Annotated in this window: 29 protein-coding genes and 1 rRNA gene; 15 read left to right on the top strand and 15 right to left on the bottom strand. The window is 69.1% G+C overall.

All coding sequences use genetic code 11. The features are described from left to right. A 16S ribosomal RNA gene (locus HQ314_RS11145) occupies positions 1–110 on the bottom strand; the annotation flags it as partial. Positions 111–726: 616 nt separating this feature from the next. Between HQ314_RS11145 and HQ314_RS11140 the strand changes: the two genes are divergently transcribed. Then, entirely contained in the window at positions 727–1,155 is a 429-nt protein-coding gene (locus HQ314_RS11140) for a VOC family protein (RefSeq protein WP_027507307.1), read from the top strand. Here HQ314_RS11140 and HQ314_RS11135 read toward each other — a convergent pair whose 3' ends face one another. Together HQ314_RS11135 and HQ314_RS11130 are read right to left on the bottom strand one after the other, a co-directional pair. Further along, entirely contained in the window at positions 1,156–1,914 is a 759-nt protein-coding gene (locus tag HQ314_RS11135; protein ID WP_027507308.1) for a 1-acyl-sn-glycerol-3-phosphate acyltransferase, read from the bottom strand. 61 nt (positions 1,915–1,975) lie between these two features. Further along, entirely contained in the window at positions 1,976–2,989 is a 1,014-nt protein-coding gene (locus tag HQ314_RS11130) for an NADP-dependent oxidoreductase (protein ID WP_222650025.1), read from the bottom strand. Between the two features lie 67 nt (positions 2,990–3,056). Here HQ314_RS11130 and HQ314_RS11125 point away from each other — a divergent pair, with 67 nt between their 5' ends. After that, positions 3,057–3,620: a TetR/AcrR family transcriptional regulator gene (locus HQ314_RS11125; protein WP_056440719.1), complete on the top strand. Its 564-nt coding sequence runs from the start codon at positions 3,057–3,059 to the stop codon at positions 3,618–3,620. Positions 3,621–3,683: 63 nt separating this feature from the next. Then, a complete protein-coding gene (locus tag HQ314_RS11120) occupies positions 3,684–4,079 on the top strand; it encodes a hypothetical protein (RefSeq protein WP_231476487.1) in 396 nt (131 codons plus the stop codon). A 22-nt stretch (positions 4,080–4,101) separates the two neighbouring features. Here the strand turns inward: HQ314_RS11120 and HQ314_RS11115 are convergent, their stop codons facing one another. From HQ314_RS11115 to HQ314_RS11105, 3 genes are read right to left on the bottom strand one after another with little or no spacing between them, the layout of a single operon-like run. Continuing rightward, on the bottom strand, positions 4,102–6,519 hold the full coding sequence (locus HQ314_RS11115; RefSeq protein WP_222650024.1) for a PQQ-binding-like beta-propeller repeat protein: 2,418 nt from the start codon (positions 6,517–6,519) through the stop codon (positions 4,102–4,104). 3 nt (positions 6,520–6,522) lie between these two features. Next, on the bottom strand, positions 6,523–7,785 hold the full coding sequence (serS, locus tag HQ314_RS11110) for a serine--tRNA ligase (protein ID WP_222650023.1): 1,263 nt from the start codon (positions 7,783–7,785) through the stop codon (positions 6,523–6,525). A 28-nt stretch (positions 7,786–7,813) separates the two neighbouring features. Further along, on the bottom strand, positions 7,814–8,224 hold the full coding sequence (locus tag HQ314_RS11105; RefSeq protein WP_222650022.1) for an ankyrin repeat domain-containing protein: 411 nt from the start codon (positions 8,222–8,224) through the stop codon (positions 7,814–7,816). Positions 8,225–8,259: 35 nt separating this feature from the next. Here HQ314_RS11105 and HQ314_RS11100 point away from each other — a divergent pair, with 35 nt between their 5' ends. The 5 genes from HQ314_RS11100 to HQ314_RS11080 all read left to right on the top strand — a co-directional run bounded on the left by HQ314_RS11100 (position 8,260) and on the right by HQ314_RS11080 (position 12,227). Next, complete coding sequence (locus HQ314_RS11100; RefSeq protein ID WP_081821501.1) at positions 8,260–9,480, top strand: septum formation family protein; 1,221 nt, start codon at positions 8,260–8,262, stop codon at positions 9,478–9,480. Positions 9,481–9,493: 13 nt separating this feature from the next. Continuing rightward, the gene (locus HQ314_RS11095) at positions 9,494–9,826 is read left to right on the top strand and encodes a metallopeptidase family protein (protein WP_081821502.1); all 333 of its coding nucleotides are present in this window, start codon (positions 9,494–9,496) and stop codon (positions 9,824–9,826) included. An 84-nt stretch (positions 9,827–9,910) separates the two neighbouring features. Continuing rightward, a complete protein-coding gene (locus HQ314_RS11090; RefSeq protein WP_027507316.1) occupies positions 9,911–10,222 on the top strand; it encodes a PE domain-containing protein in 312 nt (103 codons plus the stop codon). Beyond that, a complete protein-coding gene (locus HQ314_RS11085; RefSeq protein WP_222650021.1) occupies positions 10,219–11,400 on the top strand; it encodes a PPE domain-containing protein in 1,182 nt (393 codons plus the stop codon). The genes HQ314_RS11090 and HQ314_RS11085 overlap by 4 nt, the downstream gene beginning before the upstream one ends. After that, the gene (locus HQ314_RS11080) at positions 11,397–12,227 is read left to right on the top strand and encodes an ESX secretion-associated protein EspG (protein WP_222650020.1); all 831 of its coding nucleotides are present in this window, start codon (positions 11,397–11,399) and stop codon (positions 12,225–12,227) included. Before HQ314_RS11085 ends, HQ314_RS11080 begins: the two co-directional genes overlap by 4 nt. Here the strand turns inward: HQ314_RS11080 and HQ314_RS11075 are convergent. From HQ314_RS11075 to HQ314_RS11065, 3 genes are read right to left on the bottom strand one after another with little or no spacing between them, the layout of a single operon-like run. After that, entirely contained in the window at positions 12,170–12,832 is a 663-nt protein-coding gene (locus HQ314_RS11075) for a histidine phosphatase family protein (protein ID WP_222641316.1), read from the bottom strand. The two genes, HQ314_RS11080 and HQ314_RS11075, sit on opposite strands and share 58 nt — an antisense overlap. Further along, a complete protein-coding gene (pheA, locus tag HQ314_RS11070; protein ID WP_308119355.1) occupies positions 12,829–13,746 on the bottom strand; it encodes a prephenate dehydratase in 918 nt (305 codons plus the stop codon). The genes HQ314_RS11075 and pheA overlap by 4 nt, the downstream gene beginning before the upstream one ends. A gap of 1 nt (position 13,747) precedes the next feature. After that, positions 13,748–14,443: a hypothetical protein gene (locus tag HQ314_RS11065; RefSeq protein WP_222650019.1), complete on the bottom strand. Its 696-nt coding sequence runs from the start codon at positions 14,441–14,443 to the stop codon at positions 13,748–13,750. An 88-nt stretch (positions 14,444–14,531) separates the two neighbouring features. Here HQ314_RS11065 and HQ314_RS11060 point away from each other — a divergent pair, with 88 nt between their 5' ends. From HQ314_RS11060 to HQ314_RS11045, 4 genes are read left to right on the top strand one after another with little or no spacing between them, the layout of a single operon-like run. Continuing rightward, a complete protein-coding gene (locus tag HQ314_RS11060; protein ID WP_222650018.1) occupies positions 14,532–15,308 on the top strand; it encodes a DUF2470 domain-containing protein in 777 nt (258 codons plus the stop codon). Positions 15,309–15,338: 30 nt separating this feature from the next. Continuing rightward, on the top strand, positions 15,339–16,121 hold the full coding sequence (locus tag HQ314_RS11055; RefSeq protein WP_051613717.1) for a CPBP family intramembrane glutamic endopeptidase: 783 nt from the start codon (positions 15,339–15,341) through the stop codon (positions 16,119–16,121). 25 nt (positions 16,122–16,146) lie between these two features. Next, complete coding sequence (locus HQ314_RS11050) at positions 16,147–17,433, top strand: LCP family protein (RefSeq protein ID WP_222650017.1); 1,287 nt, start codon at positions 16,147–16,149, stop codon at positions 17,431–17,433. A gap of 42 nt (positions 17,434–17,475) precedes the next feature. Further along, the gene (locus HQ314_RS11045) at positions 17,476–18,069 is read left to right on the top strand and encodes a ferritin (protein WP_082544257.1); all 594 of its coding nucleotides are present in this window, start codon (positions 17,476–17,478) and stop codon (positions 18,067–18,069) included. Between the two features lie 3 nt (positions 18,070–18,072). Here HQ314_RS11045 and HQ314_RS11040 read toward each other — a convergent pair whose 3' ends face one another. From HQ314_RS11040 to HQ314_RS21350, 5 genes are read right to left on the bottom strand one after another with little or no spacing between them, the layout of a single operon-like run. Then, on the bottom strand, positions 18,073–18,984 hold the full coding sequence (locus tag HQ314_RS11040; RefSeq protein WP_027507323.1) for a DUF5926 family protein: 912 nt from the start codon (positions 18,982–18,984) through the stop codon (positions 18,073–18,075). An 11-nt stretch (positions 18,985–18,995) separates the two neighbouring features. Beyond that, positions 18,996–19,778: a glycerophosphodiester phosphodiesterase family protein gene (locus HQ314_RS11035; RefSeq protein ID WP_027507324.1), complete on the bottom strand. Its 783-nt coding sequence runs from the start codon at positions 19,776–19,778 to the stop codon at positions 18,996–18,998. Continuing rightward, entirely contained in the window at positions 19,775–20,794 is a 1,020-nt protein-coding gene (locus HQ314_RS21745; RefSeq protein WP_222650016.1) for a DUF4328 domain-containing protein, read from the bottom strand. The genes HQ314_RS11035 and HQ314_RS21745 overlap by 4 nt, the downstream gene beginning before the upstream one ends. 4 nt (positions 20,795–20,798) lie before the next feature. Next, entirely contained in the window at positions 20,799–21,140 is a 342-nt protein-coding gene (locus HQ314_RS21355; RefSeq protein WP_204869490.1) for a rhodanese-like domain-containing protein, read from the bottom strand. 43 nt (positions 21,141–21,183) lie between these two features. Then, positions 21,184–21,636 (bottom strand): hypothetical protein, encoded by a 453-nt coding sequence (locus tag HQ314_RS21350; protein WP_261776415.1) that lies wholly within the window; start codon positions 21,634–21,636, stop codon positions 21,184–21,186. Between the two features lie 176 nt (positions 21,637–21,812). Here HQ314_RS21350 and HQ314_RS11020 point away from each other — a divergent pair, with 176 nt between their 5' ends. After that, a complete protein-coding gene (locus HQ314_RS11020; RefSeq protein WP_222650014.1) occupies positions 21,813–22,739 on the top strand; it encodes an LLM class F420-dependent oxidoreductase in 927 nt (308 codons plus the stop codon). Here HQ314_RS11020 and HQ314_RS11015 read toward each other — a convergent pair. Next, the gene (locus tag HQ314_RS11015) at positions 22,727–23,917 is read right to left on the bottom strand and encodes an acyltransferase (RefSeq protein ID WP_261781507.1); all 1,191 of its coding nucleotides are present in this window, start codon (positions 23,915–23,917) and stop codon (positions 22,727–22,729) included. The two genes, HQ314_RS11020 and HQ314_RS11015, sit on opposite strands and share 13 nt — an antisense overlap. A 201-nt stretch (positions 23,918–24,118) precedes the next feature. Between HQ314_RS11015 and HQ314_RS11010 the strand changes: the two genes are divergently transcribed. Next, the gene (locus HQ314_RS11010; protein ID WP_027507329.1) at positions 24,119–24,742 is read left to right on the top strand and encodes a superoxide dismutase; all 624 of its coding nucleotides are present in this window, start codon (positions 24,119–24,121) and stop codon (positions 24,740–24,742) included. Positions 24,743–24,949: 207 nt separating this feature from the next. Next, the gene (locus tag HQ314_RS11005; RefSeq protein WP_027507330.1) at positions 24,950–25,483 is read left to right on the top strand and encodes a hypothetical protein; all 534 of its coding nucleotides are present in this window, start codon (positions 24,950–24,952) and stop codon (positions 25,481–25,483) included. The last annotated feature ends 147 nt before the right edge of the window (positions 25,484–25,630 follow it).

The following is a 25,630-nucleotide window of genomic DNA, read 5'->3' as shown; positions in this document are numbered from 1 at the left end:
TTACTCACCCGTTCGCCACTCGTGTACCCCGAAGGGCCTTACCGTTCGACTTGCATGTGTTAAGCACGCCGCCAGCGTTCGTCCTGAGCCAGGATCAAACTCTCCGTTGAAGACTCTTATCAACCCCCGGCTAGAAACCAGGAAGTCAATGAAAACTAGAGAGCCAAATCCAGCAATAAAACTCACGCCAGCAATAACTCCATTGCTGACAAAAAAGAACCGGTCCCTCCCCGACGGGAAGAAGGAGAAGAACCAGCAAACCAAAACAAAATATTGGCACTGACATTCATCGACACACTGTTGAGTTCTCAAAGAACACGCACACACCACCACCAACCACCAGAAGGTGGGAGGATCCGGGGCAACCGTTCCAGCCTAACCACACCGCAACACCCGAGTCAAACACCAGGCACCACGTGGATCAGGAAGTTGGACTGTACGCTCAGCCTACACGAGATGCAGACGAACCTTTTCTGTCCGATCGGCCATGCGACTCCGTCCCACCTCGTTCGCCCAGCCCCGTAAGGCCTTCGGTCGGTGTCCGTGTCGCTCTGACTCGAAGAAAGTTACGTGAGTGATTCGCGAGATGCAAATCGCCTGGTCACGGCGTGTCGAACAGTGCGAGAGACCGGCACATCGCTTTCATGCACGGCCACGAATACCTCCAGAGTGCGCCCGAGCCGGCCCGATGGTCGTGTCGGCAGGCGTACCGGAACGGAGTAGCTCGTGCCTATCGCAGCAGTCGACTACAACCATGTGCGACTCACTGTCAGTGACATCGCGACCTCGCGGAAGTTCTACGACGACGTCTTCGGTTTCGAGGTGGCCTTCGAGCTCCCGCCGAACCCGGACGAGGCGACGAAGGAAGCGCTGGGGTTCCTCTTCGGCGGAGTCATCTACAAGTTCGGCGGCGGGCTGCTCGGTCTGCGCCCCGTGGCTCCGGGTGACGACACGTTCGCCGAGGACCGCGCCGGCCTGGACCATCTCAGCTTCAGTGTCGCGTCGTTGCAGGATCTGCACGACGCCGCCGCACTGCTGGACACCCTGGGCATCGAGCACGAGCCGGTGAAGGATCTCGGTGACGCCGGCATGGCGATCCTCGAGTTCCGGGATCCCGACAACATCGCCCTGGAGATCGCCGGTCCCAACAGCTAGTCAGTCCGAGGCGCGCTTGCGCTCGTCTCGCGCTGCCATCCGAGCCTCGAGGTCGACGGCATCCAACTTGTCGGCTTCCTCGAGGGTCGGGGCCGTCCCCCCGAGACGGGCCGGTACCCAGTACTCGCCGGCGGGATGGTGATAGTTCTTCTGCACGTCGGCGAGCATGGTCTGCATCGTCGATCGCAGGTGGGCGGTGAGGTCACCGGCCGACATGGTCGGCGCGATCGGCTCTCCCACCGCGATGGAGATCGGGGTCTTCGTGCGTCCGAGCTTTTTCGGGAACCCCTTGGTCCACACACGCTGCGCGCCCCAGATGACCACCGGAATCACGGGGACCCCGGCCTCGATCGCCATCCGGGCCGCGCCCGACTTGAACTCCTTGATCTCGAAGCTGCGACTGATCGTGGCTTCGGGATAGACCCCCACCAGTTCGCCTCGCGACAACGCGTCGACCGCAGCCCGGTAGGACTCCGCGCCGGCGGCGCGGTCGACCGCGATGTGCTTGAGAGAGCGCATGATCGGCCCCGACTTGGGGTTGTCGAACACTTCCTTCTTCGCCATGAACCGGATGTACCGCTTGTGCTTCCGCGCAGGCAGGCCGGCGTAGGTGAAGTCCAGGTAGCCCGTGTGGTTGATGGCGATCACGGCGCCACCCCGAGCGGGGATGTTCTCCGCGCCCTCGACGTCGAACTTCAGCCCCTGCGCCGCGAAGACGGTGCGAGCGATTCCGATGACAGTGCGATAGACGGGGTCCACACGGTGCAGCGTAGCGGCTCGTCGCCGCCCCCGAGAGGGGCTCGTCCGGTAGGGCACTCCGTCAGCGGGAGTTGCCCACCGCCACGACCATCTTCCCGGTGTTCTCCCCGCGCAGCATCCCCAGGAACGCCTCCACCGTGTTCTCGATGCCGTGCACGACCGTCTCGTCGAAGGTCACGCGACCCTCGGAGAGCCACGTCCCCATGTCCTCCGCGAACTGGGGGAACCGGTGCAGGTAGTTGCCGACCGTGAATCCCTGCAGGGTGAGACCGCGGGTCACGATGTTCGACATGTTGTCCGGCCCCGGCGTCGTTCCCACAGTGTTGTAGGCGGATATCGCTCCGCACAGTGCGGTCCTGCCACCGTCGTTGAACGCGTCGAGCGCCGCTTCGAGGTGGTCGCCGCCGACGTTGTCGAAGTACACGTCGATGCCGTCCGGGGCTGCCTCACGCAGTTGGTCGCGCACAGGAGCCTGCTTGTAGTCGAAGGCCGCGTCGAACCCGTACTTGCTGGTGAGCAAGTCCACCTTCTCCGGTGATCCCGCAGAACCGACGACGCGTCCCGCGCCGAGGATCCGTGCGATCTGCCCGACCGCGCTGCCGACGGCGCCCGCTGCACCGGACACGAACACCGTGTCGCCCTCCTGCAGGCGCGCCACGTCCTGCAGACCGACGTAGGCGGTGAGTGCGGTCATGCCGAGGATGCCGAGGTAGGCCGAGGTGGGGACACCGTCGATCTCGCGCACCACGCGGAACTGCGACGCTTCGGCCTGCGCGACGTCGCGCCACCCGAGCTGGTGCACCACGACGCTGCCCACGGGATGCTCGTCCGAACGGCTCTCGACGACCCGGCCCACGGCGCCACCCGTCATGGTCTCGTTCAGTGCGAAGGGCGGCACGTAGGACCGCACGTCGTTCATGCGCCCTCGCATGTACGGGTCGACGGACAGGAAGTCGTTGGCGACGCGCACCTGGCCGTCGCCGAGTTCGGGCAACTCCGTCCCCACGGTGCGGAAGTTCTCCTCGGTGGGCCATCCGGTGGGACGGGAGACCAACTGGATCTGGGTGCTCTTCACGAAATACTCCTTTTGTGGATCGTTCGGTACAGTAAATACCGTACGCCTCACCGACGAAAGGTGACAGATGGGTAGGAGAGCGACGTTCGATGCGGCGCAGGTCGTCACTGATGCGCGGGATGTGTTCTGGCACAGAGGCTTCGATGGCGCATCTCTGCCCGAACTCGAGGCGGCGACCGGGCTGTCCCGGTCCAGCATCTATCACGCGTTCACCAGCAAGCGCGGCCTGTTCGACGCAGCGGTGCAGGACTATCTCGACACGGTGGTGGCACCGCGGCTCGCCCTGTTGCGTACCGACGACGGTCTGGACGCGTACTTCGCGTCGATGGACGTCGAACTCGAGAACCTCGATGCCGAAGCACCACGTCGCGGCTGTCTTCTGGTCAACACTGCTGCGGGATCCGCCGCGCACGACGACACCCTCGCCGCCGTCGTCGACGCCTACCGTCGGCGACTCACCGATGCGGTCACCGACGCCCTGGTGAACCGGGGTGACGACGATCCCGAGAATCGGGCTCGCATTCTGGTGACGATGAGCTCGGGCGCACTTCTGCAGGCACGCGTCGACCGGGACGAGGCACGCGCAATCATCGCCTCGGCACGGAAGTTGGCGCGGTCCTGGGAATCATGAGCCGACGCGGACATCGGTACCGTCGAGGAAGTGGATATCGACCGGTGGCGTAGCCGACTCCCCGTGACCAGAGCATCGGACGGTGAGCTCGTGGGGTGGACCGTCTCCGACATGGCTCGCGACGACGGCGAACTCGTGGACGCCGTCAACCCTGTCGGCCACGTGATCGCCGAAGACGTGCAGCTCGAGGCGGCAATCGACGTTCTCGAAGCGCGCGGGCTGAGCTCGCTGTCCGTGCCCTACTGGGCGCGTGCGCCGTTACCGCTTGTCGGCGAGCTGGATCTCCGGCGTGCGACACCGGAATGGCAGTGGCGTCGGATGGTCATGACGCAGTTGGACGACACCAAGGTGTGGATCCGTCCCGCCTACCCGTCGTATCCGGAGCGGATGGTGGAACTCGCCGTCCCGCTGCCGGCAGACGACGTCCTGGTCCCCGAACCGCCGACACGGGACGAGTAGTTCCGCGGCACCCTGGCGCGGATCACTCCAGCAGCGCCACCTGATCGCTACCGACGTACAGAAGTCCGGCGGAACTGTCGACGACGGAACCGTGTCCGTCCGCATCGGCATCTTCGGTCGGGCCGAGGAGATCTCTCCCGGTCATCGCTCCCGTGCGGACGTCGAGCAACTGCACGGACAACGAGCCGTCGGGTCCAGCCACCACGCTGGCGGCGCGGCCACCGACCTCCGCTGTCACCGGATCGAAGTCGTCCGCTGCCTGCTGCCACAGGCGCGTCCCGGTCCGCAGATCGAAGGCGGAAACCTCGGCGGTTCCGGGCGCTCGGACCAACACCACGTCTCCCACGACTGCTGTCCCGTTGGTCGCGGTAAGCGCATCGTTCGACCACAACACTTGCCCGGTGACTCTGTCGATGGCCGATGAGCCCACCAGAAGCGGCAGGTCGGCGGTCGAAGAATCCCATTCGTCGTAGGAATAGCTCGGCCCGGGAACCACCGCCAGGACACGGCCGTCCACTGCAATCGCCTCGTAGCCGGTGACGGGATCCGACGACTGGTCGCACGTCATCCTGCGTACCGTCGTCACTCCACCCGCCGACACGGTCGCGCCCGACACACAGGAGTCGGGGCGTCCACGAGACCACCTGGTGGCGCCTGTCACGGGGTCGAAACCCAGTGCCTCACTGCCGAATCGAACGATACCGACGTCTTTGCCCACCGTGACGACCTCGCCCGGATAGCCGGGATAGCCACCCGTGATCGGCGTCGACACGGCCCAGTCGGCTGCAGGGTCGTCGAGCGTTCCCTTACGTAGAACGGTGGGGCCGGATTCGCCCGCCGGCGTCACTGTCTGGACCACCGAGTACAGCGCATCCCCGTCGGTTCCTATCCCCACCAGCGGGTCCCCGCCGGGCATGTTCTGCAGATCCCCGGTGCTCGTATCGACGGCGACCAAGGATGTCTCAGACGCACGGTCGGGATCGGCTCGCAGACACACCACTGTCGTGCCGAGAAGCGTGTCGAGGCACGACACGAGATCCTCCACGGGTGCTCTCCACCGCACGACCCCCGTCACCGTGTCGATACCGAGCAAGGTCGAGTCGTCGTATGCGCCGGTGGTTCGGTCGAGTCGGCCCACCGACACGACTGTGACTCCGCCCGCGTCGATGACCCCGGACGCCAGCGGGGGCACCGTGCCGCTACCTGGATCACTGAAAGTGGAGAAGCGTCCTCCCGCATCTGCTGTGAGCGTCCACGCGCTGTCGACGACGTCGCGGACGACGGGCAGAGCTTCGCCAGGGGTGCCATCCGGATCGACATCGAGGCCTGGCGCCGTTGCCAAGTGCTCGAGGTCCGCCGTCGAGAGATACGGCACGTCGGCGGGTTTGTCCTCGCGCGCCGTCACGGTGATCACCGTTCCGGACGGGCGAGTGACGACGACACTGGGGACGCCGGTGCGGGATCGGGCGGACACGGCCCCTCCGGCGAGCTGCACGTGGTCGCTGCTCAGGTCCTGGTCCGGGTCGTGAACGTCCGGGTTCCGCGGGGCCTCGGTGCCGCCGGCGATACCGAGCGTCAACGACCCCGAACGACCGCTTGCACTTGTGCGGACCTCGATACACGCACCCGACTTCGAGCCGTCCGACAGCGTCAGCTCGCTCAGCGAGCGATCAAGCTCGACTCTGCGGCCCGGTCCGTCGTCCCAGGCATTCGACAACGCTCTGCTCACTGCGCCGAGCCGCGCCCTGTCGAAAGTCGGTGCGCCCTCGACGGTGCTTGTTCGACATACCGGAGGTAGGGGCGACGTTTCACCCGGAATCCGCGCCGAGACACGCAGGCCGGGAGAGGCGACGATGTCGAGCAGTTCGTCCTGTGTCACCAGGTCGTCGCTTCCCAGCTGGAGCACGGTGCCGTCCGGCGCGTACGCCAGAGCGGACCCCGGCGACAGATCGACCACGGTTCCGTCGGCCAGTCGCACTCGCCGCGTCACCGTCGGCCCGCAGGGCGGGACACCCCGATCCGTCACACTCACCGTCGCGGTCAGCGAACCGGACTTCCCTGCACGTGTGATGGTTCCCGATGCGGTGGTCGAGGCGATCTGCTCAGGTGCCACGTCGGACGGCCTACTCATGATGTCGTCGGGAACGCCACCGAACTGCAAGGACCCGGACGGCGACGCGAATGCCACCGTCGTTCCCCGTGGGAGGGCGCGGTGCAAGGCGTCCGTCATCGCCGCCGCCTTGCGAGCGGAGAACCACGGTGCGGCAGGACTGTCGTATGTCTCGGCGCCGACCGCCACGTAATAGCCGCTCGTCTCGCCGGCCGACGTGCACTGCAGCGGAAGGTCGACGGGATCGGGCGGGCGCAGAATCGCCGCGATCAGTGTTCCGGCCGCCACGATGCCCACGACGACGAGCGCATCGACGCCGCGAGCTCGCATCGACTACGAGGTCGGCGGACGCAGGACGTCGGTGCCGACGAACGGGACGAGCGCAGCCGGGATCTTGACGCTGCCGTCGGGCTGCTGGTGGTTCTCGAGGATCGCGGAGATCCACCGAGTCGTCGCCAAGGTGCCGTTGAGCGTCGCGGCCGTCTGCGGCTTGCCGTTCTCGTCCCGGTACCGGACACCGAGTCGACGCGCCTGGAACGTGGTGCAGTTCGAGGTGGACGTGAGTTCACGGTAGGTGTTCTGCGTGGGAAGCCATGCCTCGCAGTCGAACTTGCGCGCAGCCGACGATCCCAGGTCGCCGCCGGCGGTGTCGATGACGCGGTACGGCAACTCGACCGCGGCGAGCATCTCCTTCTCCCAGCCGAGGAGCCGCTGGTGTTCCGCGTCCGCGTCCTCGGGACGGGTGTAGACGAACATCTCCACCTTGTCGAACTGGTGGACACGGATGATGCCGCGGGTGTCCTTGCCGTAGCTGCCGGCCTCGCGGCGGAAGCACGACGACCATCCCGCATAGCGCTTCGGGCCACCGTTCAGATCGAGGATCTCGCCCGAGTGGTAGCCGGCGAGGGGCACCTCCGACGTGCCGACGAGGTAGAGGTCGTCGTCGTCCAAGTGGTAGATCTCCGACGAGTGCTCGCCCAGGAAGCCGGTCCCGGCCATGATCTCCGGCCGCACGAGCACCGGTGGGATGACCATCGTGAACCCGTTCGACACTGCCTTCTGGGCAGCGAGCTGCAGCAGACCGAGCTGCAGCAGTGCGCCGTAACCGGTCAGGAAGTAGAACCGAGCGCCCGACACCTTGGCGCCGCGCTCCATGTCGATGATCCCGAGAGCCTCGCCGAGCTCGAGGTGGTCCTTCGGATTCTCGATGGTCGGGATCTCACCGATCGTCTCGAGGGTGACGAAGTCGTCCTCGCCGCCGGCCGGCGCGCCCTCCTGCACGATGTTGGAGATCGCACGGTGTGCGGTGTCGAGAGCCGCGTCGGCGGCATTCTGCTCGGCCTCCGCCTCCTTCACCCGTGCGGCGAGCGCGGACGCCGTCGCGAGAAGTTCCGGGCGCTCGTCGGGAGTGGCCTTACCGATCTTCTTACCGAACGCCTTGTGCTCGGCACGGAGGTTGTCGGCAGCCGACACGGCGGCCCGGCGCGCGGTGTCCGCCTCGAGCAACGCGTCCACCAGGGACGGATCCTCGCCACGGGTGCGCTGCGACTGACGGACGGCGTCGGGGTCCTCGCGGACAACTCTGAGGTCGATCACGGGACGTCAGCCTACTGGGGCGATGTGGTCACCCTCGTCCGAGGACGTCCAGGTAGTCCTCTCGGCCGAACATGCGCGCGGCGTCGACCGCGGTCGGATGCCCCGCATCGGCGTCGGCTCCGGCGTCGACCAGTGCCCGGACGACCTCGTCCTCCCCCTTGAACACGGCACCGGCGAGCGGGGTCTGCCCCTTGTCGTTCGCGCGGTTCACGTCGGCTCCGCGGTGCGCGAGGGCCACGACGCTCTCGGCGTGACCGTGATAGGCCGCCAGCATCACCAGGGTGTCCCCGGATCCGTTCGTCAGATCCACGGGCACGCCCGCGTCGACGTACGCGGTGAGTGCGGCGGTGTCGCCGCTGCGTGCCATGTCGAACACGCGCGTCGCGAGGTCCTCGATCCCGGCCTCGAGCCCGGTGTCCCCGGTATCAGCACCACTCATACCGTCCGAACCTACCGGCAGGCATGATGGAGCCGATGTCTCCGAAGCCCGAAGATCCCACCCCGAGCCCGTCCGGCGAGGACGGCCCGGTGGTCGACGACGCCCCGACGTCCGAGATCGCGACACCCGACGCGTCCACATCCGACACGTCCGCGCCCGACGCGGTGGTACCCGAGGCATCGACGGCCGACGAGACCGACACCGCGACGGACGAGAAGAGTGGCCCCCGCACCGTCCAGGCCTCGAACGCCCGTCGGCTGCTCGCCCTGGTCGCGATCGGCGCCATCGGAGCCGCCGCCGTCACGATCGGTGTGTCCGGTGGGTTCGACCGGAGCGAGAAGCTCGCCACACCGTCCACGGCAGGAACCGTCGGAACCGCGTCGACGACGTCCTTCGGCTCGTCCGACGCAGGCGACTGCCTGCAGTGGACTCCGACCGACGACCCCGACACCGACCGCCAGGACCTCGCCGAGGTGAGTTGCGCGGAGCCGCACCGCTTCGAGGTCGCCGAGACGGTGGACCTCGGGGTGTACCCGGTCGCCGAGTTCGCGACGGGATCGCCGTATCCCGACGCGGCCCGCTTCGCCTCCCTGCGCGACGAACACTGTGAGACCGCGGTGCAGGACTACACCGGGGGCCGCTTCGACCCCACGGGCAAGTACTCGGTGGGCCTCATGTTCCCCAGCCAGGCCGGGTGGGCCGCGGGCGAGCGCGCGATCCGGTGCGGCATCCAACAGACCGGCGCGACCAGCGCGCTGCAGGTGATGACCGGCAGCGTCGCCGACCAGGACCAGTCGATGGTCTGGGAGACCGGTAGTTGCGTCGGCGTCGAGTCGGGCGTGCCGACAGACCCGATCGACTGCACCGCTCCGCACGCCTTCGAGGTGGTGTCGGTGGTGGATCTCGCCGCGCAGTTCCCCGGCGGACTACCGTCCGTCGAGGACCAGGACCGCTATCTCGAACCCACGTGCACCCAGGCGTCGGACGCCTACCTGGGCGGTCCGGACGTTCTCCGGGAGAAGACGTTGACGCTGTTCTGGGACAACGTCGACGCCTCGAGCTGGTTGGCGGGCAGCAAGAAGGTGAGCTGCTCCATCGGCAAGGAGGTCGAGTCGGGCGGGTTCGCGTCCATCGTCGGCTCGGCGAAGGGCGACATCACCATCGACGGCGCCGCGCCGGTTCCGCCGCCTCCCGTTCCGGACGGCCGCAGCCTGCCGATCCCGCTCCCCGGAGCGTCTCCCCTGCCCGGTGCGTGACGTGTCGGTCAGCATGTCCGAAGCGGAGTTCGAGAACGCGGTCGGCGATGCGCTGGACACTCTCCCGGACGAGCTGGCCGCATACATGAACAACGTCGTCGTGCTGGTCGAGGACGAGCACCCGACCGAGGATCTCCTGGGTCTGTACGAGGGCGTCGCTCTGACCGAACGGTTCGAGTACAGCGGGCACCTGCCGGACGTCATCACGATCTACCGACTGCCGATCCTCGACATCGCCCGTGACGAGGACGACGCGCGCCGCGAGATCGCGGTGACCGTCGCTCACGAGATCGGGCACCACTTCGGCATCGACGACGATCGCCTGCACGAACTCGGCTTCGGCTGAGCTCCGTTCTCCACCCGCGGAACCGATTCCCGCCGTCGCGCGTCCAAGTCTCGAGATCCGACCGGACGCTCGAACGGAGACCCCATGCCCGGCCACGTACTCGTCGATCCCGAGGCGCTGCTCGCGGCCGCGTCGGAACTCGATGCCGCGGCGATGCGCCTGGCATCGTCTCTCGCCTCCGCGTCCGTCGCGCTCCGTCCTCCTCCCGCGGGCAGCGACGAGGTGTCCGCGCTGGCTGCACGCTACTTCTGGTCGACCGCGCAGTCTCTCGACACCTCGACGTCCGCGGCGGTGACCGAGCTCCGCGAGACGGCGGCTGCCCTGCGAGTCCAGGCGGCGGCCTACCGCGAGGTCGACGCGTCGTTCTCCACGGCCCTGACCGCGGGCACCGCGTGACGGCCGGGCCCACCGGGGTGTTCTGGCTCCCGCGTACCGCGGCGGTGAACTCGGCCGCACTGCTCGCGGGTGCCGGCCCCGCTCCGCTGGCCGCCGCCGGCACGGCGTGGGCCGCGGTGGCCACGGCACTCGCCGCGGCCACCGCGACGGTCAGCGGTGTCGCGTCCGCACTGGCAGCCACGTGGGACGGGGATGCCGCCGACGCCGCCGGAGCGGGGATGACGGCGTTCGCGACGTGGGGCACGGGAGCGGCGCAGCACGCCGCGGCCGTGTCCGCTCGGGCCGCCGCCCAGTCCGCGACGGTGGTGACCGCGCTCGCCGTCATGCCGACACTGCCGGAGATCGCCGCGGTGAAGGCCGGACGCACCACCGCGTACGCCACCGGCGGCGCCCTCACCGGCGCGGCGCAGGCTGCCGATGCCGCCGACGCCGCGCTCGATCTCCGCGCCGCCCTGGTCATGGAGGCGTACGAAGCGGCGACGGCGCCGCTCGCGCTCGTCGACGGTCTGCAGATGCCCCCGCAGATCACCACGGCGGTCACCGCGGCCACCTCCACGGTCATCTCTGCTGTCCCCGGTCACGGGCCGGTGCCGGGCGAGGCCGGGACACCGCCGTCGGACGACAGCGGATCCGACCGGCAGGAGCACGGATTCTCGGACGATCCGGCGCACCAGGGTCACCGGTCGCCCCTCACCACGGACAGCATCGGACACGATCCCGCCGTCACGAGGGCGGCGTCGCTGATCCAGCAGATGCCCGCGCAGGCCGGGTCGACGCTGTCCTCCGTTCTGTCGTCGGCACCGCAGGCCGGTGCGGCACCGACGATCACCCACGCTGTGCCGCAGCAGGTTCCGATCGTCGCCACCGGGTGGGGTGGCGGCGGCGGGCGAGGTGGCAGCGGGCAGGGTGGCTCCGTGCACGCCGCCGGTGGCTCGTTCGCGCGGACGCCGTCACCGTTCCTCGGTGCGGGCGTCGGATCGGACACGGCGGTGTCAGCGGGTCAGGACGCGTCCGTGTCCGGCGCCGCGCACGCCCGGTCGCCGTTCGGCGCGGGACTTCCCATGGGTCACAGCAGGCTCGGCTCCGACGAGGTCGTGCACGCCCGCAGGACACCTGCCGTCGTCGAGGAGGAGGCGGGAGTTCCGGTCGTGCCCGCCGTCATCGGGGCGCGGCGATGAGCGCGGCGCGCGTGCTGGGCGGGGACGTCCCGCTCGAGGGTTCGCTCACGTTCGACACGAACGAACTGACGTATCTCGTGGGGGCGATCGGAGGACACTCTCTCCCTGCCGTTCTCGGATGGCACCCGGCCGGCGCGACCGTCTCCGATCGCGCGACCGTGCTCGCGAGTGCCGCCCGACGCCTCGCCGGTCGTCTCCTGGTGTCAGCCGACGGCGGCCTGCACCGTGACCTGGCCGCGATGCTCCGTGCGGCGGCGGCGCCTCGCTGGAGTGTCGACGTCCGCATCATCGGCCACTCCACCGGCATCGAGAACGGGCGTGGGTGTCTGTGCGGCAACGACATCGACGATCCGGTGTGGATGACCGCGAGCGAGGGATCGGTGACGATCACGCGGGTCGACACCGACATGGCCGCCCTGATCGCGGCCTGGCTCGGCGACGCCGCAGGAGCGCCGATCGATCCGCTGACCGAGTACACCGACGTCCTCACGGCCGGTATCGAGGACGTCGTCCCGCACTGCACCCGCCACACCGAGATCGTCGGACTCCGACACGATCACGGTGTCACCACCACGGTCGACCCGTCGATCGCGGTGTACGACAGCGACTCCGGCCGTGTCGTCGCGACCACGGTCCAGGATCCGACCGGACGATCGAGCACGTCCGTGCGATCCGCGACACCGGTACGCACCGTCGGAGCACTCCGCTCGCTGATCACCTCGCTGGAACGGCGCTCGATACTCGACGACCACCTGGTCCGTGTGTCCGCTCAGCCCATCGGATCGTCGGGAGTGCGGCTGCCCTTCGTCTCGAACGGGGGCGTGTAGTCGCCCCAGCGCACGCAGTCCCAGGCCGAGACACCCTCGGCGGGAACCAGTTCGACGGTCCCCGTGTTGTCGAGATGGTTGTCGGCGGCGAAGTCGCGATCGATCCCGGACAGCACCGCGGCGACGAGCCGAATCGCAGCACCGTGACTCACCACGTGGACGGTGGCGGAATCGTCGCCGAGGTGGGTGGCGCGGAGCTCGTCCAGTACCGGCACGTAGCGGGCAAGCACCTCGGCGCCGGACTCGCCCCCGGGCAGGCGGGCATCGAGGTCACCGTCCAGCCAGGCGCGATACACCGCGGTGAAGCGGGCGTGGTCCTCCTCGGCGCTGCGGTCCTCGAGGTCGCCGACGAACGTCTCCTGCAGACCGTCGCGCACCGTCAGCGGCGTGCCGGTCGCGTCGGCCAGGTACTGCGCGGTCTGACGTGCGCGGACGGCGATGGACGACACCACGGCGGCCGGGGTCCGCGTGACCGTCCGGGCGTACTCCCGCGCCTGTCGGTGTCCGAGCTCGGTCAGCTCCGCGCCGGGCGGCAGGGTGTCGAGACGACGAGCGACGTTCGAGTGGGTCTGACCGTGCCGCACCAGGACGAGTCGGCCGCTCACCGATCTCCCCGTCGCAACGCGTCCAACCAGTCCCGGCCGCGGTCGTCGGTGGGGCGAGGACCGCCGGCGGCGACGTGCGCGCTGGGCCAGGAGCCGAGGAACCGCACGTCGGTGCGCGAGTGCAGGACCCGCAGGGCGTCCGCCACCGCGACGTCGTCGATGTGGCCGACGCAGTCGATGTAGAAGCGATAGGTGCCCAGATGGGTACGGAGAGGGCGAGACTCGATGAACGTCAGATCGATGTCGCGCGTGCTGAACTCGGCCAGCGCGGACACCAACGTGCCGGGCCTGTTGGCGGGAGTGAGCACCACGGCAGTGCGATCCGCCCCCGTGGGCGCGGGCGGCGGGCACGGGCGCGTGACGTACACGAAGCGGGTCCGTGCGTTCTCCACGTCGGCCACGCCGTCGGCCAGTACGTCGAGTCCGTGCCGTCGGCCCGCCAGACCGGTGGACACCGCGGCGTCGGCGAGTCCGGCCGCGACGTCCTCGGCCGCACCGGCATTGGACGACGCGAACTCCACCTGAGCATCGGGCATGGTGGCGGCGATCCACTGCTGGACCTGGGCGGCGGCGTGGGGGTAGGCCCGGATCGTGCGGACGTCCGCCATGGCGGTGCCCGGACGGGCGACGATGGTGAAGGCCACGTCGAGTTCGGTCTCCGCGAGGATCTGCAGCCGGTCCCCGATCGCGAGCGCGTCGAGGGTGGGCGGGACCGAGCCCTGCACCGAGTTCTCGATGGGCACCACGGCGCCGTCGGCCGCACCGGAGCGCACCAGTTCGAGGGTGGCGGGCGGGCTCGACGCACTGACGCGCTCGACGGGAGCGCCGAACGCCCCGTCCGCCTCGAGCTTCCCCAGGGCCATCTCGGTGAACGTTCCCGAGGGTCCGAAGTAGGCGATGCGCACCCCGATCACGCTACGCGTCCCCCGCCGCGTCGCCGGTGATCTCGTCGATCCGACGGCGAAGTTCGTGTGCGATGTTCCCGGCGTTCGGCACCAGGACACCGAGAAGGACCTCTCGGGTCGCGGCCGCGGCGTCGGGATGAAGGGCCACCAGCCCGGCCAGATCCGGGGAGCGGAGCGCGCTGCGGACGTCGTCGCCGCGCAGTGCTGCCACCGTTCCGGCGAGCACGGCGAGCACCGAGGACGTGTCGGTCGCGACGGCGAAGAACCCGTGTTCCGCGTGCGCGACGACCGCGAGGAAGTCGGCGACCCGATCCTCGGGCCACCCCGCGTCCAGGCCGGGATGCCGACCGGCCCGATCGACGAGCGCCGTCGTCTCCACGACGTCGCCGTCCGGGCAGAGCACGACGACGGACGAGCCCGGCGCGATCGCCACCGCGTCGCCCAGCTGCTCGGCCGTCGCCGCGACCACGTAGGCGCGCACCGAGGGCGGCTCGTCGGGCGGAGCCACGTCCAGTCGTACGAGGAACCGTTCGAGGGCGGCCGAGTCGTCCACCGCACTCAGCGGGACACAGGCCGTTCCGACGAGTGGGTGCGGTTCGAGGGCCTCCGCCGTCGCCACGTCGTCGACGGTCGCGACGAGCAGGTCGGCGAACAGGGCCTCGGGATCTCGCCGGGGGCGCACGCCCAGGGTCAGCATCGTGGGCACGCTCCGAGTCTAGTTCGACGTCTTGCGCACCGGCGCGAGGGCTGGTTAGCTAACCCTTACCTAATTACTTCCACCCGAGGGGGCCGTCATGAACGGTGTCGTCACCACCACCGCGCCGTCCACCGCCGAGCGGGTGCGCAGCGTGTGTCTACGTGCCGAGCACACCGTCCTGGCGGTGGAGGGCAGCGCACCCGTCGCCACGACCATGCACTTCCTGCGCTCGCCAGGCGAGATCGTCATGGTGGTGCCCGCGGACAGCACCGTGGGGGCCGTGTCCTTCCAGGCCGGCTCCGCGGGGATCCCCGCCGTGCTCGAACTGACCGACCACACTCCCCTGGACCTGCGCGAACCCGTGCGCTCGCTGGTCTGGCTCAGCGGTGAGCTGCGCCGCGTCCCGGACACCGCCGAGCGCGCGGTCGCCGCGGCGGTCGCCTCCCAGTACCCGCACGCGGGACTGCTCGACATCGGACACAGCGGCATCCTGCTGCGTCTGCTGCTCGAGTCCGTCGTCGTGGCCGATGCGACGGGAGCGGAGCCGGTGCCGGTGCGCGACCTCATGAACGCCGATCCCGATCCGTTCTGGGAGGTCGAGGGAGGCTGGCTGCAGCACCTCGACAGCGACCACTCGGACATGGTCGAGCAGATCGCGCGGCGACTCCCGCCGTCGTTGCGCACCGGTCGCGCCCGGCCGCTGAGCATCGACCGCTACGGCGTCGGCATCCGGGTGGAGGGGCAGGGCCAGGACCACGATGTGCGGGTGCCGTTCGCGAACCCCGTGTCCGACGTGACCGAGCTCGGTCGCGCGCTGCGCGTGCTCGCCGGATGCCCGTTCATGAACGGCCTGCGGGCGCGCGACCACCACTGACCACGACCCTCGAGACGGGTCACGGGCACAATCGACCGGGTGCATCCGGAGAAGACACCCACCACCGAGTCGCCACGGTCGATCCGGATCGAGATCGTCGTCGTCCTGCTGTTCACGTTCGGGCTCAGCGGACTGTCGAGCATTCTGTCGCTCGTCGAGAGCGCGCTCGAGCAGGGCGCCCTGTCGGACCAGACCGTGGCGATCAACGTGCCGCAGTCGACTCTCGGACCGATCGACTTCCTCCGTCAACTGATCGGCGTCGTCCGGCTCTGCGCATGGGGGGCACTCGGTCTGTACCTGTTGTGGCGCAGCGGAATCGGGCCACGCGCCATCGGCTTCGCACGTCCCCGCCTGCGCCCGCACGTGCTGCACGGCGTGGGGCTCGCCGCGATCATCGGCATCCCGGGCCTGCTGTTCTACCTCGTCGCCGTCGCACTGGATCTCAACGTCACGGTGCTGCCGAGCACCTTGAACGACGTGTGGTGGCGCCCGATCACGCTGACGCTCTCCGCGGTGGCCAACTCGGTCGCCGAGGAGGTCCTGGTGGTGGCGTGGCTGATCTCGCGGCTGCGCGCCCTCGGGTGGACCGACAACCGATCGCTGCTCGCGTCGGCCGTGTTGCGCGGGAGCTACCACCTCTACCAGGGCTTCGGGGCCGGCGTCGGCAACCTCGTCATGGGTCTGATCTTCGGCCGGTACTTCCAGCGCACCGGTCGACTGTGGCCCCTCGTGATCGCCCACGCCCTCATCGACATCGTGGCGTTCGTGGGGTTCGCCGCCCTGCGGGATCACGTTTCGTGGCTGCCGGGCTGACAGGTCGGCCGGTTAGAGTCGCCGGATGAGCCAGCAACCTCCGTACGACCCGCGGCGGCGACCGCCACCCCCTCGCCGTCCGGGTCCGGAGGAACCGCCGGTGGTGCGGCGACGGGCGGGCAGCCCTCCGGGGTGGGCCGACCAGACCCGTGTGCAGCGGGGTCCTCAGCAGCCACCACCCCGGCAGGATCCGCGGGCGTGGTCGGCGGTTCCCCCGGCGCGGGACGCGCCACGGCGTGACGATCGGTACCGGGACGACCGGCGACCGTACGACGACGGGCGTGGGCCGACCGATCGAGGCCGCGCCCCTGCTCCCGCCCCGGTTCCGCCGCGCCAGGTGCCGCCCGAGCCGACGCGTCGACGCAGGCGGCCACGGTGGGGTCGCCGCATAGGCATCGCCCTGGTGGTGTTGCTCCTGCTCGTCGTCGGGGGCGCCGTCTGGGCGGACACGTCGCTGTCCCGAGTCGACGCGCTCGGGAACTACGAGGGTCGCCCGGGAGACACCCCGGGGACCAACTGGCTGCTCGTCGGATCGGACAGTCGTACCGGACTCACTCCCGAGCAGGAGGCCGAACTCGCGACCGGTGGGGACATCGGTGCGGGCCGGACCGACACGATCCTGCTGATCCACGTGCCGGCGAGCGGCCCGACCACGATGGTCAGCCTCCCGCGCGACTGGTACGTGCCGATTCCCGGCAACGGCACCGACAAGCTCAACGCCTCGTTCTCCCTCGGCGGCGCGCCGCTGCTGGTGCAGACCGTGGAGGGTGTGACGGGCCTGCGCATCGACCACTACGCCGAGGTGGGCTTCGGCGGGTTCGCCGACATGGTCGACGCGATCGGCGGGGTGGACATCTGCGTGCCCTACGACATCGTCGACCCCCTGGCAGGAATCGACCTGCGTGCGGGCTGCCAGGAGCTCTCGGGTCCGCAGGCGCTCGGCTTCGTCCGCAGCCGCGCGACGGCGCTCGCCGACATCGATCGGATGAACAACCAACGACTCTTCCTGTCGTCGTTGCTCTCGAAGGCGACCAGCCCGACCACCTTCCTGAACCCGTTCCGGGCGGTGCCGCTGGTACGGGGGGTCGTGAAGTCGCTGCAGGTCGACGACGGCGACCACATCTGGAATCTGGCCTCCCTCGGCTGGGCGCTGCGCGGGGAGATGGTCACCACCACCATTCCCGTCTCCGGGTTCGAGGACGTCGACGGCTCGGGCAACGTCCTGCTGTCCGACCGCGAGCGGGCGTCCCGGTTCTTCGAGCTCCTGGCCACCGATCAGCAGCTGCCCCCCGACCTCGTCGGCGGCGGATGACGCGTCCCGACGGACACGCTCGACCCAGTACCGTGTGTCGTCATGAGCCTCGACGACGTGTCCGCTGCCTCCGACGCCCGGGATTCCGGGGTGTTCCACGACAGGGAGTCCAGCGCGTTCCACCTTCTCCTCCGTGAACAGGTGCGACACGAGTTCACCGCCTCGCAGCAGTACATCGCGATCGCGGTCCACTTCGACGGGGCGGATCTGCCGCAGCTCGCCGCACGGTTCTACGCCCAGGCCGACGAGGAACGCGGCCACGCCATGATGATGATCCAGTACCTGCTGGACAACGACCTCGAGGTCCGGGTGCCCGGGGTCGACGACGTCGTGAACGCGTTCGGGTCGGTGCGCGAGCCGGTCGAGCTGGCGCTGCGGCAGGAGAAGAAGGTCACCGAGCAGATCACGACGCTGGCACGCACCGCCCGCGACACCGGCGACTACCTGGGCGAGCAGTTCATGCAGTGGTTCCTCGCCGAGCAGATCGAAGAGGTGGCGTCGATGACGACGCTGCTCACCATCGTCGACCGTGCCGGCGAGAACCTCTTCCACATCGAGGACTTCATCGCCCGCGAGATGACGAGCGAGTCCCGCGGCGGCGGCAACACGCCGAGGGCCGCCGGGGGACTCGCCTGATCGTCAGCGCAGGGTGACCTGGCGGCTGCGCAGGCCGTCACGGGCGCGCCGCTGCTCGGAGGTGAGCTCGCTGGTGTCGGCCAGCGTCTCGTCGAGCCTGCGGCCGAGAGCCGCTGTGCCCGTTGCCCATTCGTCGGGATGCACCTCGGGATCGAGGTCGAAGACGGGCACGAGCAGGCCGTGGGTACGGAACGAGCCGGCGAAGCGCGATCCCTCCCCCACATGCAGTTCACCCACCGACTGCAAGCGAGCCAGCGCGATCATCAACTGATCCTCGTCCTCGGGACGGACCCAGCGGATGTGCGCCTTGTCGCCGGCGTCGACCCACCAGGCCGCGGACACACCATCGGCCGTGATGCGGGCGGACGGGAGGATCGCACCGTTGGCGCGCTCGATGGTGGCGTCGACCTCGGGGTCCGCTCCCGCGCCCTCCGGGATCCACCACGAGAAGTCCTTGTGGACGGTGATGTCCAGGGGCGACGTCGCGTCCACGAGTTCCGTGAGCGCGGGCGTCTCGGCGGACGGGTTCGACGCCGCCGTCGAGGTTCCGGGCGTCGCCGAGGAGGCCCACACGACGGAGGCGGCGAGGTCGGCCGACAGATCTTCCGAGAAGGTCTGGACCTGCATCGCGACGAACGCGTTCTTCTGCTCGTCGTCACGCACGAGTGCGGCGACGGCACCGGGGAGCACGGTCGCGAGGGTGAAGGGACGGTCGCTTCCCGTCACCGGGAGGGATGCCGACGCGGAGGCGACGAACTCGCGCATCGCCACGATGTCGCACTCGAAGGCGAGGCCCTCGAACGGCCGCACCGGCGCGGACGACAGCGCCTCACGCTCGGCTCTGCGCTGTTCCAGCAGCTCCGCGCGTCGACTGTCGGGCTTCGGTCCGCTGTTTCTCTTGCTCTTCTTACCCACGAGCGTCGAACCTACCGGGTGATGCTGTCGTCCAACCACGCGAGCGCCCGACCCGGATGATCGGTGGCGAGCCAGCGCACCCCGAGGTCGTGGCACAGATGCACGTCCTCCTCGGTGTTCACGGTCCAGCAGTACGTCGCTCGACCGGCCGCCGCGGCGTGATCGACCAGGTTCGGATGATCACGCAGCGTCTTGATCGAGGGCCCGACCGCCGTGGCGCCCACCGTGGTCGCGGCGCCGCCGCCGATGTAGCGCGACGCGGTGCCGAGCAGCACGGTCGGCAGCATCGGCGCCGATCGCCGCACCCGCCACACCGCCGACGGCGCGAACGACATCACGACGGCGCGGGACAGGGATGCCGACCCGGGTCGGCCGATGCCGAAGCGGTGCAGTTCCGCCAGCACGGCGTTCTCGATCAGGCCTCCGTAGCGCACCGGGTGCTTGGTCTCGATGAAGATCTTGGCGGGCTTCGCCTTCCACGCCATGACCATGTCGATGAGGTCGCTCAGCAGCAGCACGTTCGCCGGATCGTCGGCTGTCCCGTAGTCGTGGCCGGACAGTGCCTCGTAGGTGAGGGCACTGACGATCCCGGTTCCCGACGACGTCCGGTCGATCCGTCGGTCGTGGACGCACACCACCCGGCCGTCGCGCGTGAGCCGCACGTCGCACTCGACGCCGTCGGCCCCCTCGCGCAGTGCCTGTTCGTACGCCACCAGTGTGTGTTCCGGCCGCGTTCCCGACGAGCCACGATGCGCGACGACGAGGGGTGTGGCCTCGTGTGCGGAGTAGATCATCGGACGTCGGCGAGCTGGTCGGGTGCGGTGTCCTCCGGGGCCGGGGTCGTGTCGGACACGGGGGTGGTCGGCAGGACCGTCCATCGCGTGAGGGTGCGGGTGTCGCCGCGCACGGTGCGGCCGTCGGCTCGGCGGATCACGGTGAGCGTGAGGGCGGCCACCCCCGCGGCGACCAGGTCGGTGATCGCGGTGAGGACCACACCGTTCGCCTGCGCCTGGATGCCGTCGACGGTGCGCCACGCGACAGTTGCGGCGATCAGCAGCCAGTTGCCGACCCAGGCCGCCCACCACCACGGCACCAGGCGCTCGAGCCGGAGCCGGTGCTCGCTCGTGCGGGCCAGCTCCGTAAGGAAGACCCCGGGCAACAGCAGGGTGACGATCGGCAGCAGCGATCCGAGGTACAGGGTTCGCGTGCGCCGCGGATCGGTGAGTCCGTGACGGGCGTAGGCGCTCCGGCGCAACCGGACCACGCGGGCGACCGTCGCCACCGCGGCGACCAGACCGACTCCGAGGGACAGGAACGACAGGCACCACACGGCGGCGTCCGACAGTGCGAGGACCGCGGCGGGCATCAGTCGATCGCGACTGACGAGCAGCACGACGTACCGGGCCAGCTCGGCGACAGCCGCCGCGGCGAACAGGACGACGGTCGCCGTGAGCAGGGAGGTCGAGCGCCGGGCCAGCCGGTCCGTGGCGCTCTCCGGCGCACTCGGGTGCGGGCGCGGCGCGATCGGCAGACCCCAGGTGGGCATGACGTCGTAACGGGGGGTGGGGGTCGGCACCCGGCGGACACGGCGCCGCGGCGCGGATCCGGGCGTGGAGGCCACCCAGCGGAAGTTACGACGGACGGCCATGGGCCACTGCCCGACCGGGGCAGTCGACTGCCCGACCGGCACCGGGGAGAGCAGGACCCCGTGGCAGACGGGACACCACTGCCGCGGCGACGGCCCCACGTCGATGCGCCGTGTGCAGCGCGCACAGATCTGGAACCAGGCCACCGGCCGAGGAGCGGTCACGGCGTCAGTACACGGTGGCCGGGCGACCGGCGTCGTCGACGACCGGGAGGCCGGCCTGCTGCCACGCCACCATGCCGCCGTCCACGTTCACCGCGTCGACTCCCGCGTGCTGCAGGTACTCGACGACGCGGGCCGAACGCCCACCCTGGCGGCACACCACGTAGAGAGTGCCGTCAACGCTGATGTCGGCCATCCGCGACGGGACGTCGCCCATCGGGACGTGCAGCGCGCCGGGAGCGTGCCCGGCGGTCCACTCGTCGTCCTCACGGACGTCGAGCAGGGCGGCGCTGGGACCGGGCTCCGGGACGTCGGAGACGGACACGGACGGTACGGATCCGAAGCTCACGCACTCGATCCTGTCACGCCCCTCGCCCCGGTGCCACCGTCGATCACCAGTCGTTCTCGAACCGCCCGCTCTCGAACCGTCGTGCGCCGCGGGCCACCACCCACGTGGTCCCCACCTTCGCCGCGGGCAGGGTGCCCGCCGCGATCTGCGCGAGCACGGCCTGTCGGGAGATCGCCCGCTCCGCCGCCACCTCGGACACCGACGACCACCCGTCGGTGGGCGGCAGTCCGGAGACCGACTCGTGGTCTCGTGCCGAGCGGACGGACAGCGACACGAGGTCGCGACCGCCGACGAGATCTCGCAGCAGAGCCGAGGCGAGGGTGACGGCCTGCGGCAGGCCGTCGGCCGAGAGTGTGACCACCAAGCGCGCGCGGCCGAGATGGCTCCGGGTGAGGCGTCCGCGAAACGGCGCGACCGCCGAGGCCAGGGAGTCGATCTCCGCGGCGTGCAGGTCGTCGAGCGCGGCGGACAATTCGGCCTCGGCGGTGAAGTCCATGGGGAGCAGTATTGTCGATCGGCACCTTCTGCCTGCTTTGCAGGTTGCTGATCGACAGTCACCATCCCCATCATCCACAGAAACATCCACAGAAACGGGACTTGATCCCGTTTCCTCCGCGTGTGTCGCACCCACGGTCGCTCCCCGACTCCGGCACGCCCTTCTACTGTCGAACCATGGACCTCAGAATTTTCACCGAACCGCAGCAGGGCGCGACCTACGACGACCTGGTCCGCGTGGCGCGCGCCGCCGAGGACTTCGGGTACGACGCCTTCTTCCGCTCCGACCACTACCTGGCGATGAGCACGGACGGCCTCCCCGGACCCACGGACGCCTGGATCACGCTGGCCGGCATCGCTCGCGAGACCTCCACGATCCGCCTCGGCACCCTCGTCACCTCGGCCACCTTCCGGTACCCGGGTCCCCTGGCGATCTCGGTCGCGCAGGTCGACGCGATGAGCGCCGGCCGCGTCGAACTGGGGCTCGGAGCAGGCTGGTACGCAGAGGAGCACGCGGCGTACGCGATCCCGTTCCCGTCGGTGGGCACGCGCTTCGATCGCTTCGAGGAGACCCTCGCGATCGTCACCGGTCTGTGGGGCACTCCCGCGGGTGAGACGTTCTCGTACCAGGGCGACCACTTCACCGTGACCGACTCACCCGCTCTGCCGAAGCCGGTGCAGAGTCCGCCGCCCATCATCATCGGCGGCATGGGGAAGAAGCGGACGCCGGAACTCGCCGCGCGTCACGCGACGGAGTTCAATCTCCCGTTCGCGGACACCGACGCGACGGCGACACAGTTCGACCGGGTGCGCGCAGCGTGCTCCGACATCGGCCGTGATCCGTCGTCGATGACGTTCTCCAACGCGCTGGTGCTGTGCTGCGGCACCACCGAGGACGAGATCGCCCGCCGCGCCGCCGCGATCGGACGGGACGTGGAGGAGCTCCGGGCGAACGGCGCGGCAGGGACGCCTGCCGAGATCGTCGACAAGCTCGGAACGTATGCCGAGCTCGGATCCACCCGGTTCTACCTGCAGATGCTGGACCTGTCCGATCTCGACCACATCGAGCTTGTCGCCGCCGAGGTGATGCGTCAGCTGGCCTGAGGGCCGGAGGTCGGGTCACTCGAGGTCGGCTCGTTCGCGGTCGGGGCAGGCTTCCGCGGATGCCCCGACCAGTGGCGGGCGATCCACCGTGCCGCCGGCGTCTCGACGTAGCGATACACCAGATCCGAGAGCACACCGGTGATCAGCGCGAAGACGAGCACCGCGACGGTCGCACCGAGATGCGGCTCGACGAGCGAGTAGATGCGGTAGAGCACCAGAGTGTGGACCAGGTAGATCGTGTAGCTGCGCGTCGCGAGCCAGTGGATCACGCGCGAGCGGCCGAACGCGGTGTCGGTGGGAGCCACCAGCACCACCGCGACGACGAGCACCAGCACCGTCCACAGGTGACCCTGCTGACCGACGTGGAAGGCGTCCACCGTCGTCGCGTACCGGATGACGGCGAACTGGGCGAGACCCGCGAGAAGAAGGGCCCGCCACGACGCCAGCCTGGCGAACGCGAGGTACACGATCTGGCCCAGGAAGACGGTGGGCAACGTCGCCGCGACCTTGTCGACCATGGGGATCGTGTACTCGTACGGCACCAGATCGGTGTAGAGCAGGATCAGCCAGCACACCGCCGCGCCGACGACCGGAACCAGCACGGGGCGGGACGCGAGCACCCGGCGCATGCACACCGCATACACGTAGAAGACCCCCTGGACGACGAGCGTCCAGGTGACCCCGAGGACCACGACCTCCGGGCGCACGAAGAAGCCGCCGAGCACGAAGCTCATGGCGGCCTCGGCGTTGCTGATGCCCACGGTCTGCGAGAACATCCCGTTCACCCCGAGGCGGACCAGCACGATCGCGGCGAGGACCGACAGCCAGAACACCGGGAGCAACCGCGCTGCCCGCCCCACGAGGAAGGCGCGCGGCGAGTTGCGGACGACGGACGCGGTCGCGACCAGTCCGGTGAGGATCATGAAGAACGCGACGCCCACGAACGAGAGATGGTGGTTCAGACCGCCGTGCTCGACGAACACGAGGGTGACGACGTCGATGAGCCACCACGGTGTTCCGAGATCGTCGACCAGGAAGTACGAGATGTGCGAGTACACGACGGTCATGACCGCCAGCGCACGCAGGATGTCGACTCCGCCGAACCGGATCCGCGGCGGATCGGCCGCCGTACGGACGGAGACCACCCCACCGTCCGAGTCGGGCGTCGAGGAGGTCATCACCCTCGATCTTAAGGTTCCGTTCACCTGTCGGTCGAGTTCGCCCACGTCATCGCTGCGCGCGGGCAAGGGGACCACGGTCCGCATCGGCGCGTCTGCGCTGCACTCCGACTGCGTCGAACTCTTGCGCGAGGTGTACGAATGACGTTGGCTGGGTAACGCCAGCAGTTAGCTACAACAGATGCAAGAGAAGGGAAACACGTGTCCGAGTACACACTGCCCGACCTCGACTACGACTATGCAGCTCTCGAGCCCCACATCTCCGGGGAGATCAACGAGCTGCATCACTCCAAGCACCACGCCACCTACGTCGCCGGCGTGAACACCGCACTGGAGAAGCTGGCCGACGCCCGTGACAAGGACGATCACGGCTCGATCTTCCTGCAGGAGAAGAACCTCGCGTTCCACCTCGGTGGCCACGTGAACCACTCCATCTGGTGGAAGAACCTCTCCCCCAACGGTGGAGACAAGCCCGAGGGCGAGCTCGCGGCCGCACTGGACGACCACTTCGGCTCGTTCGACAAGTTCCGCGCGCAGTTCACCGCCGCGGCCAACGGTCTGCAGGGCTCCGGCTGGGCAGTGCTCGGCTACGACACGCTGGGCAAGAAACTCCTCACGTTCCAGCTGTACGACCAGCAGGCGAACGTGCCGCTCGGCATCATTCCCCTGCTGCAGGTCGACATGTGGGAGCACGCCTTCTACCTGCAGTACAAGAACGTCAAGGCCGACTACGTGAAGGCGTTCTGGAACGTCGTCAACTGGGCCGACGTGCAGCAGCGCTTCGCCGCAGCCACGTCGCAGACCTCGGGTCTCATCTTCCCGTAGTCCCGCCGCACAGTCGTACCGCGAATGCCGCGTCCCCACGAGGGCGCGGCATTCGTCGTGTCTCCCGCCACATCTGGCACTCGTGACCACTTGTGTGCCAGCGCGATGGTGGTGTTCTCTTCCTCTACCCGACGTTGTGTGCCGATGGTCCGCGCACGTTCCGCGCAGGCCGTCCCGCTCGATGCCGGCCAGTGCGAGGAGAACGTCATGACCAGTCCCGATCGTCGCATCATCGGTGTGGCCCCGTTCCACGCCTCGGGAACCCTGCGCGGCTTCGTCATCTCCGGCCGGTGGCCCGACACGACGAAGGAATGGGCGCAGCTTCTCGCCTTCACTGTGCGGGTCGCGTCGACCCCCGGCCTGCTGGACACCAGCACCGTCTTCTGTGTCCGCGAGGAACTGCCCGACGACCCACACGAGGGGACCGTGGGCATCGTGGTGTCCGAGGGCCCCGTCATCGGGGACCACGCGGTGACCCCGGAGCGCTTCGCGCTGCATCAGCCGGCCGCGCTGATGATGCTGCATCCGCCGTCGGAGACGATGCCGACGCTGCCGGAGTGCGCCGGGGCCGCGTCGGGGTGCGTACTGTTGCCGGGTCTGCCGCACCTCGGGCTGGACCATCGTGCCGCCTGGGTCGAGGCCGAGGCGGACGGCACCGTGACGTCGATGATCAGCCGTGTGGGCCTCGATCCCATCAGCCATCCCGATACGGCCGTCCTCGCGATGTTGCTCGCTGCATGACACGACAAATTTCGGGTAGCCGAACAGGTTTGTCGAAGTTGCAGAAGCCTGACCAGGGCTTTAGCGTGGAGATCAGCGAAGGGGAGTAGCCCCCGATCATCCAGTCGACATACTGGCGCGCACCGGTTCGCCGGAGCGCTCCCGGCT

This window comes from Rhodococcus sp. BP-332 (genome assembly GCF_019836065.1).
Lineage (GTDB): Bacteria > Actinomycetota > Actinomycetes > Mycobacteriales > Mycobacteriaceae > Rhodococcoides.
The sequence above is the reverse complement of the archived record's forward strand: the minus strand, read 5'-3'. Positions and strand labels throughout refer to the sequence as shown.